This window comes from Hahella ganghwensis DSM 17046 (assembly GCF_000376785.1).
GTDB lineage: Bacteria > Pseudomonadota > Gammaproteobacteria > Pseudomonadales > Oleiphilaceae > Hahella > Hahella ganghwensis.
Window position 1 is genome coordinate 23587 of sequence record NZ_AQXX01000139.1, and the last position, 17748, is coordinate 41334.

Annotated in this window: 18 protein-coding genes; 11 read left to right on the plus strand and 7 right to left on the minus strand. The window is 49.8% G+C overall.

Features of this window, described 5'->3' with window-relative positions; genetic code table 11:
- Positions 1-11: 11 nt before the first annotated feature.
- Positions 12-1373: a sigma-54-dependent transcriptional regulator gene (locus F566_RS0126185; protein WP_020410008.1), complete on the minus strand. Its 1362-nt coding sequence runs from the start codon at positions 1371-1373 to the stop codon at positions 12-14.
- Positions 1370-3319: a sensor histidine kinase gene (locus F566_RS0126190; RefSeq protein WP_020410009.1), complete on the minus strand. Its 1950-nt coding sequence runs from the start codon at positions 3317-3319 to the stop codon at positions 1370-1372. Before F566_RS0126190 ends, F566_RS0126185 begins: the two co-directional genes overlap by 4 nt.
- A gap of 115 nt (positions 3320-3434) precedes the next feature.
- Here F566_RS0126190 and F566_RS0126195 point away from each other — a divergent pair, with 115 nt between their 5' ends.
- From F566_RS0126195 to F566_RS0126215, 5 genes are all read left to right on the plus strand, one after another.
- Positions 3435-3713 carry a hypothetical protein gene (locus F566_RS0126195; RefSeq protein ID WP_157497108.1) on the plus strand — a complete coding sequence of 93 codons (279 nt, stop codon included), beginning with the start codon at positions 3435-3437 and terminating at the stop codon, positions 3711-3713.
- Positions 3706-5079 (plus strand): cytochrome ubiquinol oxidase subunit I, encoded by a 1374-nt coding sequence (locus tag F566_RS34180; RefSeq protein ID WP_020410011.1) that lies wholly within the window; start codon positions 3706-3708, stop codon positions 5077-5079. Before F566_RS0126195 ends, F566_RS34180 begins: the two co-directional genes overlap by 8 nt.
- 108 nt (positions 5080-5187) lie before the next feature.
- Complete coding sequence (locus F566_RS0126205) at positions 5188-6171, plus strand: cytochrome d ubiquinol oxidase subunit II (protein WP_020410012.1); 984 nt, start codon at positions 5188-5190, stop codon at positions 6169-6171.
- On the plus strand, positions 6171-6323 hold the full coding sequence (locus F566_RS37050) for a hypothetical protein (RefSeq protein ID WP_020410013.1): 153 nt from the start codon (positions 6171-6173) through the stop codon (positions 6321-6323). Before F566_RS0126205 ends, F566_RS37050 begins: the two co-directional genes overlap by 1 nt.
- 262 nt (positions 6324-6585) lie before the next feature.
- Positions 6586-7461 carry a hypothetical protein gene (locus tag F566_RS0126215; RefSeq protein WP_020410014.1) on the plus strand — a complete coding sequence of 292 codons (876 nt, stop codon included), beginning with the start codon at positions 6586-6588 and terminating at the stop codon, positions 7459-7461.
- 40 nt (positions 7462-7501) lie between these two features.
- Here the strand turns inward: F566_RS0126215 and trmL are convergent, their stop codons facing one another.
- The 5 genes from trmL to F566_RS0126240 all read right to left on the minus strand — a co-directional run bounded on the left by trmL (position 7502) and on the right by F566_RS0126240 (position 11366).
- A complete protein-coding gene (gene trmL, locus F566_RS0126220; RefSeq protein WP_020410015.1) occupies positions 7502-7966 on the minus strand; it encodes a tRNA (uridine(34)/cytosine(34)/5-carboxymethylaminomethyluridine(34)-2'-O)-methyltransferase TrmL in 465 nt (154 codons plus the stop codon).
- 226 nt (positions 7967-8192) lie between these two features.
- A complete protein-coding gene (locus tag F566_RS0126225; RefSeq protein ID WP_020410016.1) occupies positions 8193-8915 on the minus strand; it encodes a DUF6901 family protein in 723 nt (240 codons plus the stop codon).
- A gap of 150 nt (positions 8916-9065) precedes the next feature.
- Entirely contained in the window at positions 9066-10361 is a 1296-nt protein-coding gene (locus tag F566_RS0126230; protein WP_020410017.1) for an ATP-binding protein, read from the minus strand.
- A 30-nt stretch (positions 10362-10391) separates the two neighbouring features.
- Complete coding sequence (locus F566_RS0126235) at positions 10392-10994, minus strand: hypothetical protein (RefSeq protein ID WP_020410018.1); 603 nt, start codon at positions 10992-10994, stop codon at positions 10392-10394.
- A 3-nt stretch (positions 10995-10997) separates the two neighbouring features.
- Entirely contained in the window at positions 10998-11366 is a 369-nt protein-coding gene (locus F566_RS0126240) for a response regulator (protein WP_020410019.1), read from the minus strand.
- A 212-nt stretch (positions 11367-11578) separates the two neighbouring features.
- Here F566_RS0126240 and F566_RS0126245 point away from each other — a divergent pair, with 212 nt between their 5' ends.
- From F566_RS0126245 to F566_RS0126270, 6 genes are all read left to right on the plus strand, one after another.
- Positions 11579-12007: a hypothetical protein gene (locus F566_RS0126245; protein WP_020410020.1), complete on the plus strand. Its 429-nt coding sequence runs from the start codon at positions 11579-11581 to the stop codon at positions 12005-12007.
- A gap of 148 nt (positions 12008-12155) precedes the next feature.
- Complete coding sequence (locus F566_RS0126250) at positions 12156-13013, plus strand: response regulator (RefSeq protein WP_020410021.1); 858 nt, start codon at positions 12156-12158, stop codon at positions 13011-13013.
- A 17-nt stretch (positions 13014-13030) separates the two neighbouring features.
- A complete protein-coding gene (locus F566_RS0126255; protein WP_020410022.1) occupies positions 13031-13867 on the plus strand; it encodes an HDOD domain-containing protein in 837 nt (278 codons plus the stop codon).
- A gap of 40 nt (positions 13868-13907) precedes the next feature.
- On the plus strand, positions 13908-15749 hold the full coding sequence (locus F566_RS35850) for an ATP-binding protein (RefSeq protein WP_020410023.1): 1842 nt from the start codon (positions 13908-13910) through the stop codon (positions 15747-15749).
- 4 nt (positions 15750-15753) lie between these two features.
- Positions 15754-17121 carry a response regulator c-di-GMP phosphodiesterase, NosR family gene (nosR, locus tag F566_RS0126265; protein WP_020410024.1) on the plus strand — a complete coding sequence of 456 codons (1368 nt, stop codon included), beginning with the start codon at positions 15754-15756 and terminating at the stop codon, positions 17119-17121.
- 2 nt (positions 17122-17123) lie between these two features.
- On the plus strand, positions 17124-17663 hold the full coding sequence (locus tag F566_RS0126270) for a response regulator (protein ID WP_020410025.1): 540 nt from the start codon (positions 17124-17126) through the stop codon (positions 17661-17663).
- The last annotated feature ends 85 nt before the right edge of the window (positions 17664-17748 follow it).

Below are 17748 nucleotides of genomic sequence, written 5' to 3' on the forward strand. Positions count from 1 at the left end.
AAGCCCATCTCTTAAGCCGTCACAATCCCATATCGCTGAATCTTCTTCAGCAACCCCTGTCTTGTCAGGCCCAAGTGTTCTGCAGCACTTGTTTTGTTGCCCTGGAATTGGGCCAGGGCCTGCTTGATGAGCTGTATTTCCAACCGGCTGACTTGTTGATCCAAAGACTCATTGCCGGTTAATAAGGTCGTTTTGTCCGATGTGCCCTGTCCGGTGATTAATTGTATTTCCTGAAGGGTAATGGTTTGTCCGAGACAAATAGCCGCCGCGCTTTCCAGAATATTGCGTAACTCCCTCACGTTACCTGGCCAAGGTTGGTGGCAGAACCAATGCATGGCATCTGCATCCAGGGGCAGCGTTTTGCCATCCTGTTGAATATTTTCCAGAAAATAGCGTATCAATACGGGAATGTCCGATGGTCGATCCTTCAGCGGTAATGTGGTGAGTGTGAGCCCCTTGATACGGTAATACAGGTCATCGCGGAAAATACCTTGCTCAATCGCTTCGGGCAGAATCCGGTTAGTGGCACTAACGAGCCTGAAGTTGATGCTTTCCATCTCCCTGCTTCCAACCGGGTAGTAGGTTCCCTCTTGCAGGACTCTGAGAAGTTTAACCTGCATATTAAGTGGCATTTCACCAATCTCATCCAGAAACAGAGTGCCCTGATGTGCCATGGCCAGTAATCCTTTCCGGTCTTTGTCTGCACCTGTGAAAGCCCCGCGTTTATAGCCGAAGAGTTCACTTTCCAGAAGTTCGCCGGGAATAGCGCCACAATGAACGGAAATGAAAGGTCCATCCTGACGCAGACTGTGTTTGTGCAGTGCATTGGCAATGACTTCTTTCCCGGTGCCGCTGGGTCCCTGGATCAGCACGGGAACATCCGTCGGGGCGATACGGCGAATCAGCTCACGAGTATCGGCCATCGCCTGACTGTTGCCAATCAACCCCAGATGATCGTCACTGCCTGATTGATTTTGTTGAAGCCTTTCAACTTCCTGAGTCAGTCGCCGCTTGATCAAGGCGCGTTCCAGCACCACCAACAGTAATTCCGGGTCTACGGGTTTACCGATGAAGTCCCAGGCGCCGGCTTCAATTGCCTGCATCGCCAAAGGTTTGTCATCGTGTCCGGTGATGACGATGACCGGGCGATCCTGATAACGGGGGAGCAGTGCGATACCATCCTCCGGACGAAAGCTTGGAGGCAGAGCCAGGTCATGTAATACCAGATCAATCTGGCGACTTTGAAAGATTGCTTCCGCGCTGGCTCCATCACCACAGGTTTCCACCTGATACCCGGCTTTTGTGAGCCACATAGCACATAGTTCACAGAAGGCGGATTCGTCGTCAACAATCAAAACGGTGGGTTGAGTCATAGGATTGGCGTACTCAGCTGTGGTTGTTGGTGAGGCGGCCGTATCGGCAGTTGCAGATAAAACGAGACTGGCCAGTCGGGATCCTGACCGTGCCAGACGCGTCCCTGATGGGCGTCAATGATGCGTCGGACAATCGCCAGTCCGAGTCCGCTGCCACCGGCCCTTTTGCTCACAAAAGGCTGGAATAATTGTCCATGCATCTCTGGGGAAATGGCAGGTCCGTTATTATGTATTCCAATCTGCAGATAGTTGTCGTCCTCTGTATCCAGCTTCACAAGGATGCGACCATCCGGACGCTGGCTGACAAAGGCTGCGGCATTTTCAACGAGGTTAATAAAGACTTGCTGCAGACGTCCCGTATCGGCTTCTATTTCCTGAGAAGATGGTAATTCCAGATCAATATGAACGCCATGAATAGCCTGCATCTGGCTACAGACATTACGAATCAGCCCGCACAGGTCCACGGTTTCGTGTTTCAGGTCCAGGCGACCGGCGTAGCTTAGAATGTCTTTGATCAAGAGCTCAGAGCGCTTGACCTGATTGCTGATGTGTTCCCGGATGACCGGATCTGTCTGAGTTGCGGCCATGGTAATGATATTGAGAGGATTGCGAAGCTCATGAGCGATGGCCGCCGTCAGCCCGCCGAGTTCCACCAGATGTTTTTCTTCCAGGCGTTTTTGTTTGGTTTCTGCTAATTGCAGGGAGCGTTCAAGGTTGCTGCAGGCAGAGGCCAACAGTCGCGTAAATGTCTCCCCAAGCCTTTGATGGGAGGGGCTGAGTTCACTCCAGTCAATAGCCTCACAAAGCCACTCACGCTGACCGTCATGATGATCTCTGTTCATTTGATTCGTTGCCTGGTTTTGATAGTAGCAGGCAATGGCAGGAGCCTGGGGGACTCGCTCAGGTGTTTTCAGATAGACCGGTATACTAATGCCGGTTTTATCTGTCCAAAGGGTTTGTGCTATTTCCACCAGTTGTGACCAGTCCTCTGCCTTGTTCAGTGTGGTGACCCAATGGTTGAGTGTCTGCTGGTCGATTCGTCCACCCGGATAGACGACACGCTCAGCAAGCTCGGTCATCGGACGGTAAAGGCCCCATGCGACTGCCAGCAACAGGGCCGAATACAGAACCAGTTCACTCATGGGGATTCTGGCCAGCCCTTCCACGCCGAGTTGGGCGAGAATCGCAACAATGACAGACATCACCACCATAGTGGCGGTCATTAAGGTGATAAACATAACGCCGAAACTGACCCACCGGTTAACCCGGACCAGACGATACCGGACCAGGCTGTACACCACGAGTACGGCATAACTGGGTAACGCGAGCATTGGGAACGGAAAATGGTCGAAGTGAACGGAGGGCGATATAAAGGACGTCGATAGGATAAAGCCCCAGGCGCCAGTGGCAAACATGGCAATGATCGATCGGCGCAGATTGCCCCGGCTGTTCAAAAATGCGGCGAGCAGTATCAGGTGAGCCAGAACGCCCACAAACACGGTGTAACCTAAATTGAGCCAGCCCCAGGCTTGCAGGTGGATAAATTGCGGAAAGGATTGCCAGGGGAGAAGCTTTCCTCCATCCATCAGGTAACTGGCCAGGGTGACGATGACGGCAGTGAAGTAGAACAGGGGAAGCAGACGTCGCAATTGTCGAGGGAGGTCAAGTGGCTCTGAAAGCCACGATAGAACAAAATGGAGGAAGCAAGTGGGCAGTAATGGATTGCTCAGCAGTAACAGAACCCCAAGAGAGGACGTATCCTGCGGAGAGCCCCTGGTAATGACCAATATGTGTCCAAAACACCAGACAGCCATGGCCAGACAAAAACCGGCAAGAGCTGACAAAGCGGTTTCCTGGCGACGCATCAGCCATAGCCAGACGGCAACACCAGTGGCGGAAAATACCGTAATCCACATTGAAACCAAAAACATCTGATCGTCGGTCATGCTTCTTCCAAACTATCTCCAGATTATTCCCAAACTATTTCCAGATTTTTCCAAACTATATTTCCAGATTTTTTCCAAACTGTGTCGGGGACGATTCACAGGGTTAAAGCCGTTAATGCCCAGGTGTAAACTTGGATTGTTCATTAAATTTGCGTTAAATCAAGGCGAAGCGAAGGGATTTATGTATGGCACTGAACTTGCTCCTAACTCCATAGATGATCGGGACAAAGTCCTGAATGCTGTGAATCATAATTGGGGAGGAGTCATCATGGGAGCATGGTTAACTGAAGTTTTAGCAATCACCGCTGTTGTATTGGTTGCTGGAACACTTTGTGTGTTGCCGAAGTTATTCCAGGCGCCGGGGGAGCTGGATGTGGGAGGTGATAATGCTTGATGCCGCGCTACTATCCAGGATTCAGTTCGCCTTTACCATCAGTTATCACATTATTTTTCCTACCATTACCATCGGAATGGCGGTCTACCTTGCGATCATGGAAGGATTGTGGCTGAAGACCGGACGTAAGGTCTATCTACAACAGGCCAAGTTCTGGCAAAAGCCATTTGCGATTACCTTTGGAATGGGGGTCGTGTCCGGAGTGGTTCTGTCTTATGAGTTCGGTACAAACTTCAGTCGGTTCTCCGAAATTGTCGGGCCGGTACTGAGTCCTCTGTTGTCCTATGAAGTGCTCACGGCGTTCTTTCTGGAAGCTGGCTTCCTGGGCATTATGTTGTTTGGGTGGAAGCGGGTATCCCCGAGGGTTCACTTTGCATCTACGCTGATTGTGGCTGTTGGAACTTTGTTGTCTGCTTTCTGGATACTGGCGGCCAACTCCTGGATGCACACCCCAGCAGGGTATACGATCGTCGATGGCCAGTTTCATCCTGAGAACTGGATGGACATCATTTTCAATCCTTCTTTTCCCTATCGCTATTTTCACATGGTGATTGCGAGTCTGCTGTCTTCATCGCTGCTGATTGCCGGTGTTCATGCTCTTTACTTATTACGGGGTAAGCACAGGGAATTCGCCAAAGTCGGCCTGTCCTTCGCCATGTGGGTATTGATGGTGGTGGCGCCGGTTCAGATTCTGGTGGGAGATCTGCACGGTTTGAATGTCCTTGAAAATCAGCCGGTAAAACTGGCAGCGATGGAGGGAATCTGGGAGACCCATTCCGGGGTTGGTCTGCGCCTGTTTGCTATCCCGGATCAGGAAAACGCCACCAATCATTATGAAGTTATTCTGCCGAAAGCGGCGAGCCTGATCCTGACCCACGAAGCTGACGGAGAAATTCAGGGATTGGATGCTGTTCCGGCAGATGAGCGTCCACCGGTCGGCGTAGTGTTTTTTGGATTTCGCGTGATGGTCGGGCTGGGATTCCTGATGCTGATATTGGGCCTGTTTGGGGTATATGCGAGGTTACGCGGTCGTCTGTATGACCATCCTATATTACTGCGTTTTGCTGTGGCGATGATTCCTTCCGGGGTTATCGCGACACTGGCCGGCTGGTATGTTGTGGAGGTCGGGCGACAGCCATGGCTGGTTCAGGGCCTGGTGCGAACAATGGATGTGGTCTCACCCATTCCGGCTGAGCAGGTAGCGACAAGCCTAACCCTCTTTGTCGTGGTATACACCCTGTTGTTTGGCACTTATCTGTATTTCATGCGCAAGCTGATACGAAAAGGACCCGCAGAAAGCGTCGGTCAGGATGGCAATGTGTCCACTCCTGAAGACCTGTTACCGGTGACGCTGAATCCCGATTAGAGTGGGCGAGGTCAACAGCGTCCTGATAAGGGCAGTGGTTCAGAGACCGGCCACTTTGTGGAGACCGGAAATGTTGCCTATCACAAACCGGAACAGGAGGGTTGAGAAATGGATCTGGCATTGGTTTATCTGCTCCTGATTGCCTGTGGCGTACTGATGTATGTCCTTCTCGATGGGTTCTCTCTTGGTGTGGGGATTGTGGCTCCCTGGCTGGAGCGGGATGAGGACAAGGCAATAGCTGTCAAAAGCCTGTCTCACTTGTGGGACAGCAATCAGACCTGGCTGGTATTTGGTGGCGTCACTCTCTTTGTGGCGTTCCCCAAAGCCTACTCCCTGGTGCTGTCTCAGTTGTATCTGCCGATTATTTTGATGCTGATAGCGTTGATTTTCCGTGGAGTGGCCTTTGAGTTTTATTTTAAATCCGACACCAGTCGCTGGTGGTGGAACTTCAGTTTCAGCTTTGGTTCGATTCTGGCAACGTTGAGTCAGGGACTGATTCTCGGCACGCTGGTACAGGGCGGCGCTGAAGTTGGACGGCTTGATTGGCTGACTCCTTTTTCGCTGCTGACAGCCTTGAGTCTGTTGTTGGGGTACGGTCTGTTGGGAAGCTGCTGGCTGGTCCGAAAGACCGAGGGAAGCATGGCCAGGCGAAGCAGGACAATAGCGAGAGCGCTTTTGATCGGTGTCGTGACTTGCCTGGGGATTGTCAGTGTCTGGATGTTGTTGACCCAGGCGCAGGTGGCAGAACGTTGGCTGACCGTTCCGGGTATATTCATCTTAGCGCCGGTGCCATTGCTGTGTGGCTGGGTGACCAGGTCTCTCTGGCAGAGACTGGGGGATGAGACTGGTAACGACCTCCATCCTCTGGGTCTGGGAATGGTTCTGTTTCTGTTGTCTTTTATTGGCCTCGTTGCAGGGATGTTTCCCTACATCGTCCCAGGGCAACTGACGATCTGGCAGGCTTTGGCACCGGAAAGTACGCTGATATTTGCATTGGTTGGGATTGTTGTACTGCTGCCGGTTGTCATTGGATACAACATCTACAATTACCGGGTATTTGCAGGGAAGACCCGCATGGAGGATGGATACTGATGCCCCGTCGAACCAAGGAATCAGACTCTGGCGTAAGCTCTGATCATAAGATCAGCTCAGAATGGATCGCGGCAGGAGCGCTATATGCTGGCGGTCTGCTCACTTTATTGATGACGGCCGCCATCCTTCGATGGGGACTGGGGATGCTTTGAGGCCCTGTCATTAATATGAAAGATATAACAGCCTCGTCTCGAGGCTGTTATATCTTTTGGACTATGTCGAAATTTGCATATCTCTCAAGGTTATATTAACGTGGCATTTGTTAATGTTTTGATCGTTGAGCGTCGCAATTCCGATTCAAAACTTATCGTGGAGTTTTTCAACAGACCCAGGGACGCGTAATCGATACCAGAGAACCGGAGTCTATCCGGTCGTTCGGTTGTCATATCTACAGATTGCTGATTAGAAGTCGTTATGATGTCTCTATTTATACATCTGCTTGAAGCTCTGACATTCTGTCTGGTCGCCTTTCTCTTTTACCGCCTTCATAACACCTACAAACAATCCATACTGGAAGACAAACACCACCGCCAGCAGTTTTTTCAGATATCTGATATTCCCATTACTTCAGCAAATAAAACCGAGCCAACTTCAGAGCCTGACCCAATATTCGATATTCCGGTCATGGAAAGGGAAGTTGGTGCCATGGTGGATATGGTGCAAGCCACACTGCGCAATCTGGATAATCCTGACCCTGTTCTGGCTGGAAAGGATGAAGAGCGAGGAGAAGATGAAGGGCGCGGAGAGGATAAGGAAAGCGCGGGCGATAATGCGAAAGTTCAGGTGGCTCCTGAGCGGCTGGTTGATGAACCTGAAACTCTCTCTGCAGCAGATATTTCGGCTGAAACGTTTGCGCCGGTTAATGGCTCTGAGTTGGACGGCTCCGCTCCTGAGACTACGTATGCCGGTGACGGGAAGGAGGCTGATTCGAATGTCGCGACTTTCAGCTCGACAGATAATGCGTTGAGTGATTATATCGGTGATTTCTTTGCAGGCTCTGCTAAGCCGGTGGCTGATGATCATCAGGACAGTAGCGTGAGTGGAGAGGTTATTAATTCTGAGCAGACAGAAGACCTCAGGGACTCCTGGCCATTAACGAGTCAGTCTGACTTATCCGAATTATATGAAGCCTCGATATCTGCTCGCCAGGAAACGCTTCTATCTTCTGAAGCTCGATTGTCCAATAAGACAGCATCGTCTTCTGAACCAACACAGCCACCTGAAGGTCCGTTTCCGCCAGAAACCACTCATCGCCCGAAACCCGGTTCCAGATTTGCGGTTGGGTCATAGGATCGGTTGAGATTTTGGTATTGCAGCGAAAGCCGCATCTTCACAGGCCGCCTTCAAATCCGAGCTGACGCCAGGCTTCATATGCGACTAGAGCAACCGTATTGGATAAATTCAAGCTGCGGCTGGCCGCTTTCATGGGAATTCTGAGGCACTGCTCCGTCCCCAGGTCGTCAAGGAAGTTTTGAGGCAACCCTCGGGTTTCCGGGCCAAACACCAACGCATCGTGAGCCTCAAATGCGACCTCGTGATAGTGACGTTTACCCCGGGTGGAAAGCGCGAATATCCTATTGGGTTCCTCTGCTGCCAAAAACTCAGGGAAGCTTTGATGTCTTTTCACGGCTGCGTATTCATGGTAGTCCAAGCCTGCTCTTTGCAGTCGCTTGTCGTCCCAGATAAAACCCAGAGGCTCAATCAGGTGAAGCTGGAATCCGCAATTGGCACACAGCCGGATGACATTGCCGGTGTTTGGGGGGATCTCAGGTTGGAACAGGACAATATGCAACATAGGGACGAAACTGCTTATCTCTCTAAAATGAAATATTCTTGCGAGCTATAAATCTACTTGCGAGTCGAAACCAATGAAATGATTCCAAACAAAGCTCAGGAATCAAACCGAACCAGAAAGCCTGGTATTAGTTACCTGCAGCGGCCAACTGCCTATTGTTGGCGGTTGGGCAAAGGGATGCAAGCGGGAATGTTCGGGCAATGGGCTCCCAAACCCCCTGTAACTGCTATTCCTTCAAAATTTCTGTGAACAGCTCGGAATGATAAATGTCAAACCAGCCATGGATGTCTTCCAATTTGTCCTCAATCACCATGGGCAGAGCTTTACTGAGAAGGTCCAGTAAAATGACGGCATTGACTGAAGAATCTGTTTCCGAGGCTTCGCGGACTCGATTGGCCAGGTGAAGGTTGACCACCTGCAGTTTCTCATAGATGTTTTTTAGCCCTTTGAGAGCAAGATCCGGCGGATTACCTGAATCCTGAAGATAATATTGCGCAAGCAGGTACATGCCGACAGCCCGGAAGATGGTGTCTTTTTCTGAGGCCAGTGGAAGATGCTGCCGGCCCATGGGTTTAAAAAACTTCAGGTAGGGGCAGCCGCTGGATGAGAGCAGAAGTCCAATCAGGGAACTGAGGCCTTTTTGCACTGTGGTGTCGATGGACGTGACTTTTTTGTCAACTCTGACCTCCAGGCTGACCCGATCGAAAGACATCAGGTCGCTGCTGGCTGCGACACAATCAATTAGGCTCAGGGCGGCAGGGCAATACTCATGCCGATCCCCGTTTAGTGGGCAATGGGAACATTGATGATATTCAAGCCGGGTCCACTCAGGTCCGTCGTGATGTTTTGGGTCCAGCATTTCGGCAGTTCTGTCATCAAGGCAGAGCCTGAAAGAATTCTCTGAACCGTCCTCGAATCGAAAAATATAACTGATGTTGATATTCGCCATTTTTATATTCCTGGATCAGGCGATGCCTGATATGACGACTGATTATTCAAGTGACCAATGATAATCGTCTTCCTCTTTGGCCTTTCTACGTGGCTTTGCCATCTGCCTGTCTACGCTGTGCCAGCAGGGGCGATAAGACATCTGAGGAATCTAATCTTCCACCTGTACTGGTTGTAGTATCGGCAACCAAAGCGTAAAGGTCGTGCCTTCACCGGGTCTGCTGTCCACTTCGATGTGTCCATGATGCTTTTTGATAATGTTATAGGAAACGGATAAGCCCAATCCGGTGCCTTTACCGACAGGCTTGGTGGTAAAGAAAGGTTCAAAAATCCGGTTCATGTGCTCCTGGGAGATGCCGCATCCTGAGTCGGCAACGGAGATAAAAATCTGTTGATCCTTTTGTCCGGTGCTAATGACGATTTTGCCTTTTTTCTCAATAGAATGAGCCGCATTGACCACCAGATTCATGAACACCTGATTGATCTGCGAGGGAATACACTCAATCTCCGGGAGATCACCAAAATGCTTCTCCACTTCGGCTTTATATTTGATCTCATTCCAGACCACATTCAACGTGCTTTCCAGGCCCTTGTGGATGCTCGCCATCTGCCAGTCGGACTCCCCGACATGCGAGAACCCTTTCAGGTCCTCAACAATGCGTTTGATACGCTCAATGCCGTCTTTGGATTCCTTCACCAGGTTGACCAGGTCTTCTTTCAGGTAATCAAAGTCGTATTTTTCCTTGGCTTGGTTGATAGTCTGTTGTGCTTCCGGGGTACTGTTGCGGCACAACTGGTCTTCATAAACGTCGATAACGGCCATGAGATCTTCCACCATCAAACCGAGCGAGCCCATGTTGGAGTATACAAAGCCTGTGGGATTGTTGATCTCGTGTGCCACACCAGCCGCCAACTGACCGATCGCCGCCATTTTTTCCGATTGAAGCAACTGATTCTGGGCTTCTTCCAGTTTGGTGATCAGTTTTTGTTGCTCCTGCTTTTCCTTCTCTAGATTGTTCGTCAGGCGTTCCATGGCCAGAGTTTGCTCTGCAACCTCTGTAATGTCCGTAAAAACGATCAGAACTCCCGCCACCTTGCGTTGTTCGTTGATCAGTGGACTGAAAGTGCAGTTTTGATACATGAATTCCACCTCGCCTGTAATGGGGCGGGTGGTTGGAAATCGAAAGACATACGGGCGTTTCTTCCAGTCAGTGAACGCCATGTGTTGAAGGGTATATACCGTATCAATTTTCTTTTGAAACCAGCTTTGCGGGATCTCCGGGAAAATATCGTAGATGCTTCTTCCCAGTACGTCCTCGTGGTCGTGGCCACTGTTCAGCTTCATAAACTGATTCCAGAACTGGATGTCACCTACCTGGTCGACGATTACAATCCCGGTATTGAGTTGCTGGATGATGCCTTCGAAAAAGTTGGGTGCCGGAATCATGTTTCATCCTTGTTATTTTGCATCTAATGATCAAACGCTATCGATCAGTCTGTCCACGGCATCGGAAACAGCCTTGATCGATGCATCGGAAATACATATCAAGAGCTCACAGGCAAAAGCATGAGATTCAATCCTGAACTGGATTTCCACCAGCAGTGCTTTGGAATCCTTCAGGGCTTTCCCTTGCATGAACGCATCCAGTGAGCCCCCTTCAAAGAACAGCCCGGGCGAAGAAAAAGTCGAGGACTCAAGCTTGAGTTGTTCACAGATTCCTGAAACACAGGCACCAACCAGCAGGTTGGTCAGGTCAAGAATCAGCTCTTCTTTGATCTGCTCTTCTCCTTTGTCCACATATCCCATCAGTTCGGCGAGTTCATTGGCTCCGTTCACGCCGAAAATCACCAGAACTTCGCCTCTGAATGGTCCGATAAACGATTGCCGGGTGGTAATGACAGGCTGTTCGGACATTTTCTGATGCGCCTGATGGATATCTTCACTGCTTTTTACCGCGTAGAGCTTGGGAACCGAGAGCACGACAAAGGTTTCGATCAGGCGAGCAAGCCGGTCTGCGCCTTGGCCCATGGCGATATTGATGATCTCCTGCAGTGCATTAAGCTGATCTCGAGTAAACATGCTTTATAGCAAACCTATCTCATGGATTCGCTTGCGGAGTATATCTGTTGTGACAGGTTTGCCGATGAAACTGGCAGCACCCAGGGCTTTGACTCTCTGCTGGGCTTCGGGCTGAATGTCCGCGCTGATCACTATTACGATGGTATTGGCATCGATCTCCTTTAATGACTTGAGTACCGTGTATCCGTCCATTTCCGGCATGGTGAGATCCAGAAACATGACATCAGCCTTGCCGGAATAGTATGCGTCCAAAGCTTCCTTGCCATTCCTGGCAAAAGTGATCTCCACATCCTTTAATGTCGACGGCAAAGCTTTCATGACCATTTTCCTGGAAAGTGATGAGTCGTCAGCAATAACAATATGCATGGTCATAGATGTCCTCCCTACATCGTCCTGACTAATTAGTATAGACAAGAGTTACGGATTCGTTGATAGGGTGTGGTCCATGTCATCGCCACGTACCTGAAATATCCAGGAGTGCGGTTAGTTAGGTTGCAGTATCCGATTTCGGGCGTTATACAATATGAAGGTTATTCCGGGGCTCACGGACAAATCAGGAAGCCACGATTGAAGGAGGAACGGATATGGGGGCTGGTACGCAAGCGGACGAATCACTGATGGTTGGATTGAGGAGCCTGGCTGAGGTCGCGTTTCCCAAGCGCTGTGTTTGTTGCGGCCGGGTTTATGAGACCCTGGAAGAGTTCGTGAGTCAGACCACACCCTGCGGTACTTCTGGTAGCGGTTTGCGTGAGGTGACCGAAGAAGACGGTGAAGTGATTCTGGAGTTATTCCGTAATTGTGTTTGTGGATCGTCACTGATGGAATTTTGTGGAGACCGTCGCAGTCAGTCTGAAAGCGCGGCAAAACTTCGGGAGAGGTTCGAGAAGTTGGTGATGGCCCTGGAAAGCAAGGGAGTGAATCCTGATGTGGCAAGAGTCGAACTGCGTAAAGTGGTGAATGGACAGCAGTCTGAGTTATTGGCCACATATTTAAAGGATGTGACTGATATCTGATCAATTTTGTTGCAGTCATTCGGCGGCCAACTACACTAAAGTAAGAACAGCTTTTTATCTTTAGACACAGGCAAGGGATTGATTGATTTGTTAAATGGATAAGCGTCTCAAGGTGAATTAATCAGGGAACCCCTAACAAGGTTTACGAATGTCACTGCCACACGGAGAAAGGGATCTCATTGTGGAAGAAACTGACTTATCAACTTTGCTTATTGTTGACGATGAAGAGAACATTCTTCGGTCGCTTAAGCGCCTGTTCCGGCGGGAGGAATACCGGGTTATTACAGCCACTTCCGGCACTGAGGCTCTGGAGTTGCTGAATACAACGCCGGTGTCTGTCATTCTCTCGGACCAGAGAATGCCCGGTATGACCGGTTCCGAGCTCTTTTTGCAAGTCAAGACCCTGTATCCGCGAACAATCCGGCTCATTATGAGTGGTTACACTGAGTTGGAAAGCATTACTAATGCCATCAATGATGGGGCTATCTTCAAGTTTCTACTGAAACCCTGGGACGATGACAAACTTCTCGAACATATTCGGGAGGCGATGTCGATCTATCAACTCAAAATTCGCAACGAACGTCTGAATCTGCAACTGGCGGAGCTCAATAAAAACCTGGAAGAGAAAGTCGAGGAACAGCACCGGCGATTGTTGGTGAAAATGAGATCTCTTAGAGTTTCCCAGGAAATTCTTGATCAGATACCTTTGGCTGTTTTCGGAGTGTCCGATGAGGGAATCGTGGTTGAGGCAAATGCGGTTGCCAATGGTTTGCTGGAACCCGTTAAAGCGGTTGGTATGCCGCTTGACGGAACTCTGCCAATTGAGATCGTCAAGGAATACTATCGATTGATGGAGGAGGATATTACCAATGGAATCTCAGAGATAGTCACTCTTATGGGGGCTCGGGATTATCGCGTTCTGATGAAACGTTTTTCGGGAAACTTCAACATATCCGGTACTGTCATTGTGGGCATTGCGCAACCACCATCGACCCGGGAAATATAATGGAAGGTGAATAACCTATGAGTTGGGATGCGAAGGAAGTTAAATCGAAACTATCTGAACTGTCTTCACCAAATCCGGAAATTGAAGCTGTAATACAGATGATGGAGGACGGGGTCAGTGACCTCAAATTGATTGCCCAGAAAGTCAAACTGGATCCAATTCTTTCTGCCAGGTTGCTGCATCTGGCAAACAGTTCCTTTTATGGATTCCCCCGGGAAGTAAAGGATGTGGAAATGGCGTGTGTCATTCTCGGGGCCAACACTATTCGGAACCTGGTATACACACTGGTGGTGCTTGCCAGGTTCAATGATCCTCAGGAGGGCAGTCGGCTGGATTACAACCGCCTCTGGCACCATGGTCTCATGACTGCGTCAATTGCCCAGGTGATATTCAAACATCTGAAACTCGATTTTCAGGTGGGCTTTACCTCAGGCCTGTTCTACAACCTGGGCATGGTGCTGATGGATTATTTCTACGCCGATCAGTTACAGCAGTGTACCGATGTGGCTATCACCGAACAGCGTAACCTGTTGGAAGTCGAAAAGGCGTCGATGGGAAAAGATCATCACGAACTGACAGGTGTGGTACTGGATATCTGGTCTTTCCCGAAAGAAATTGTGGAAAATATTTCCGGTTCTCCGGCGGCCAGCATTGAGGCTGCAATCGTCGCCTTTGCCGATGTGTTGACGACAGGGATTTCCCGGCAATTAGTCGACGGTGTCCGCATTTACAGGGTGGAGAAATGTGAGTTTGAATCCTGTGGTATTGATCTGGTGGAGCTTCCCAACCTGTTGATTGAGGCCCAGCAGCTATACCAGGAACTGGCTGGCGAGTTTTTCTCCAGTAGCAAGTAAAACTATGAAATAAAGCGAAACGCTGAATCGGTACCGGAGTATGTTGCTTGCAACCTTTGCCAAATACCTGAAAGGCGGCGATATCAATATCGAAGCTTTTTTGGATGAGTTATTGCACGATCACTCCCAGTTCAATCTCTATTGGTTCTGGTCGGAACCCAGGGGCGACAGATTGTTGAGGGTGCCAGGGAGTGCCTGCGAGACAGTAGATCTGCCAGAGGAGGATGTAGTCTCATTGGCAAAAAAAGCCGTAGAGGGGGAATGGCAGTGTTTCGAATATGCTCACAATAATGCACCTTCCTGTGGTTGGTCATCCAAAATTGATCTTGGTGACCGGGCCTTTAGTACCATTCTTCTGTTTGGTGGTGAGGGATTTGATTTTGACCGGGAACTTCGTGATCGTCTGACGTTCGCTCTGGTGGCGATTGGTATGGTGTGGTCCAGTCGCGACTTGCAGAGCCACATACTGGATATGCAACAGCACATCCGGTTTCAGGCAATTTGGGCCGAAGCCCAGGAATGGATCAAGCGGGTCTATGAAGACAATGATGAGTTTTATCTTGAGTTGCTGATTCGAGCGGAACTGGTGACCCAGTCTACAGCCTCGGCGATTCGCATCAGTGTCAGGCGGGAAGATGCCGTTGGCGAGGACTTGGCTACCGAAAACAGACTACAGACTACAGACTACTGGTTGTATCGCAAGACCCATCAGGATTGTGTTGAGGCGGTCGCGGAAAAGTTGGGTCATGATCGGGTAATGACCCCCAGGGAAGTCTGTCGTTTCAATGATCTTGATATGGATCTGGTATCCCCTGGCGGTAATCCTGTGCGGCACCTGATGGTGTATCCGGTCAATGGGGATTCCAAGCAGTCTAGCTGCGTTATATATGTTCTGAAAACGGAGAAAGAGCCGGGTTACAGCCAACTGGATGAGATTTTGATATCGCAGTTGATCACTCAGGTTTTCTATGGCCTTGAAAAAAATATTCTGTTGCGCCGATTGGAGAGTCGGCACCGGGAGCTGGATGCAGAGCGCAAAGAACAGGAAAAGCTGATCCAGAAGCTCAAGGATACCACTTCTAAACTGGTACAGTCTGAAAAGCTGGCTTCCATCGGTCAGCTTGCGGCGGGGGTTGCCCATGAAATCAATAATCCGGTCGGATACGTCAGCTCTAACATTTCGACATTATCTGAGTACATTGATTCCATGTTCAGTTTGCTGGATGACATAAAAACAAGCGTGAAGAACGATGGAGATAAATCTGAACATCTGCAGGCTCATATTAGTGAACTGGAAGAACGATATGAAGCGGATTATATCCGCGATGATGTGCGTGATCTGATCGCAGAATCCAAAGATGGTATTCACCGGGTCAGGCAGATTATTCAGTCTCTTAAAGACTTTTCGCGCCCGGATACGGGGGAATACACCATTGCCGATTTGCACCGGAATATTGATCAGACTCTGAATATTGTGCATAACGAACTGAAGCACCGGGTTGTCGTCGTGAAGGAGTATGGCGATATACCGGAAATTGAAATGGTGGAATCCCAGATTGGTCAGGTGATTTTGAATCTGCTGGTAAATGCTGGTCATGCCATCGAAAAAGAAGGCCAAATTGTCATACGGACCTCTCAGGAGGGGGATTTCGTTTGTATGGCGGTAGAGGACAATGGTCAGGGAATTTCCCAGGACAACCTGGAAAAACTTTTTGATCCGTTCTTCACTACCAAGCCGGTAGGACAGGGAACAGGTCTGGGGCTGGCGTTATCCTATGGGATAGTGAACAAGCATCACGGGCGTATTGAGGTCGACAGTCAACCAGGAAAAGGAAGTACTTTCATGGTTTACCTGCCAATTGTGCAGCCAAAAAAAGGTTAGGGTCATGCACCAGACTTCGTCACCTTCAAATCATCTGGAGCCGGAAACGACCGTATTGTCTGATGCCGCGGATGATATGGAGCAAGTTCTGTTTGTGGATGATGAACCAGGAATTCTGAGTTCTCTGCAGCGTCTACTCAGAAAGCAAAACTTCCGCTGTCACTTTGCCGCCAGCGGCGATGAAGGGCTGAGTATTCTGGAACAGCAACGCATTGATCTGGTGGTATCCGATATGCGGATGCCGGGAATGGACGGTGCGCAGTTTCTGGCCACTGTCCGAAAGAGATGGCCACAGACGGTACGCATGTTATTGACCGGGCACTCGGATATATCTGCCACCATCACAGCGCTGAATGAAGGGGGGATATACCGTTATATCAGCAAGCCCTGGGACGGCGATGAACTACTGGAAATACTCGAAGAAGGTCTTCGCATCCGTCGACTGGAGCGGGAAAAAAAGCACCTTTTACAGGTCACCAAAGAGCAGAATCAGGAACTGCAGGAGTTCAATAAGAATCTTGAGCAGATGGTGGAAGCGCGCACTGAAGAATTGCGACAGACCGCTGATATGCTGGAACTTTCCTACCAGCAATTGAAAGACAGCTATGACGCATTTGTCCGGGTATTCTCCACTTTTGTTACCAGTCGGGGAATGATCAGGGGGCATGCACAGAGTGTTGCCGATCTGTCCCGCTCGATTGCGCAGGCAATGGAGCTTCCCGAAGTGGATGTGAAGCATATCTATTATGCGGGGCTACTGCATGAACTTGGTAAGCTTAGTCTGTCGGATGAAATTCTCAGTCGTGCGGAAGCAAAACTGAATCGGAAGGATATACCCGAATATGTCCGTTATCCGGTGCTGGGTGAAATGGCATTGATGGCCATTGATGAGCTGGAGCCCACAGCACATTTGATTCGCTGTCATGCCGAGTACCTGGATGGATCCGGTTTTCCCAATAAGCTCAAGGAAGAAGAAATACCACTGGGAGCTCGTATTATACGTGTCGTCAGGGATTTTATCGGATTACAGAGCGGTCTGATGAAGACCCAGCCTCTGGATAAGGACGCCGCTTTTGATTATATCCTGGCGGCAGCAGGCAAAAAATATGATCCGGCGGTGGTGAAATGTCTACAGCCGTTGGTGGCGGAATATTCTCCGGACAGGATTTTACCCTATGAGCGGCTGTTGTCGTCGAATGCCCTGGAACCGGGAATGACGCTTTCCCGGGATCTGGTCAACAGCAACGGCATTCTGTTGTTCGCCCGAGGTTATAAACTGACGACCAACATTATTGAAAAGATCATTCTTCTGGAAAAATCCGAGCAGCGAAGAATAAATGTGTATATCCGTAAGAATACTTCTGGAGCCTGAGTATGGTGACGATTGCAATCATTGATGATGAAGAGAATATCCTGAATTCTCTTCGGCGTTTATTGCGCAAGCAGGGCTGGGAGGTATTGACGTTTGAGGACCCCCAGACCGCATTAGCGGAGCTGAGATTCGCCGAGGTGGATATCATCATATCGGATTATCGTCTGCCGGATATGAACGGCGTAGAACTATTGAACCTGCTTAAGACCATCGTGTCAGATGCGTTGAGAATTCTGTTGAGTGGCCAGGCGGATCTGGCAGGAGTAATGGGAGCTATCAATCAGGCTGAGGTATATCGCTTTATTTCCAAACCCTGGACTGACAGTGAACTGATTATGACGTTGGAGAATGCGCTGAAGTTTAATGAGCTGGAGAAGGAGAACCGTCGCCTGGCGACTCTTGTCCGGGATCAGGAAATCACACTTCGCAAACAGTTGGAAGAACTCCAGCGACTGGAGCGGGAGTCTCCGGGGATCACACAGGTCGAGTGGAACGACGATGGCAGTATTGACCTGCTGGATGAAGAGGACTCTCCATCCTGACTACGCATGTCAGACCTGAGTTGCACATGTCTGACCAATAATAGACCCACAAGGAATATGCACTCGCGTCAACTGGCGTATCCTA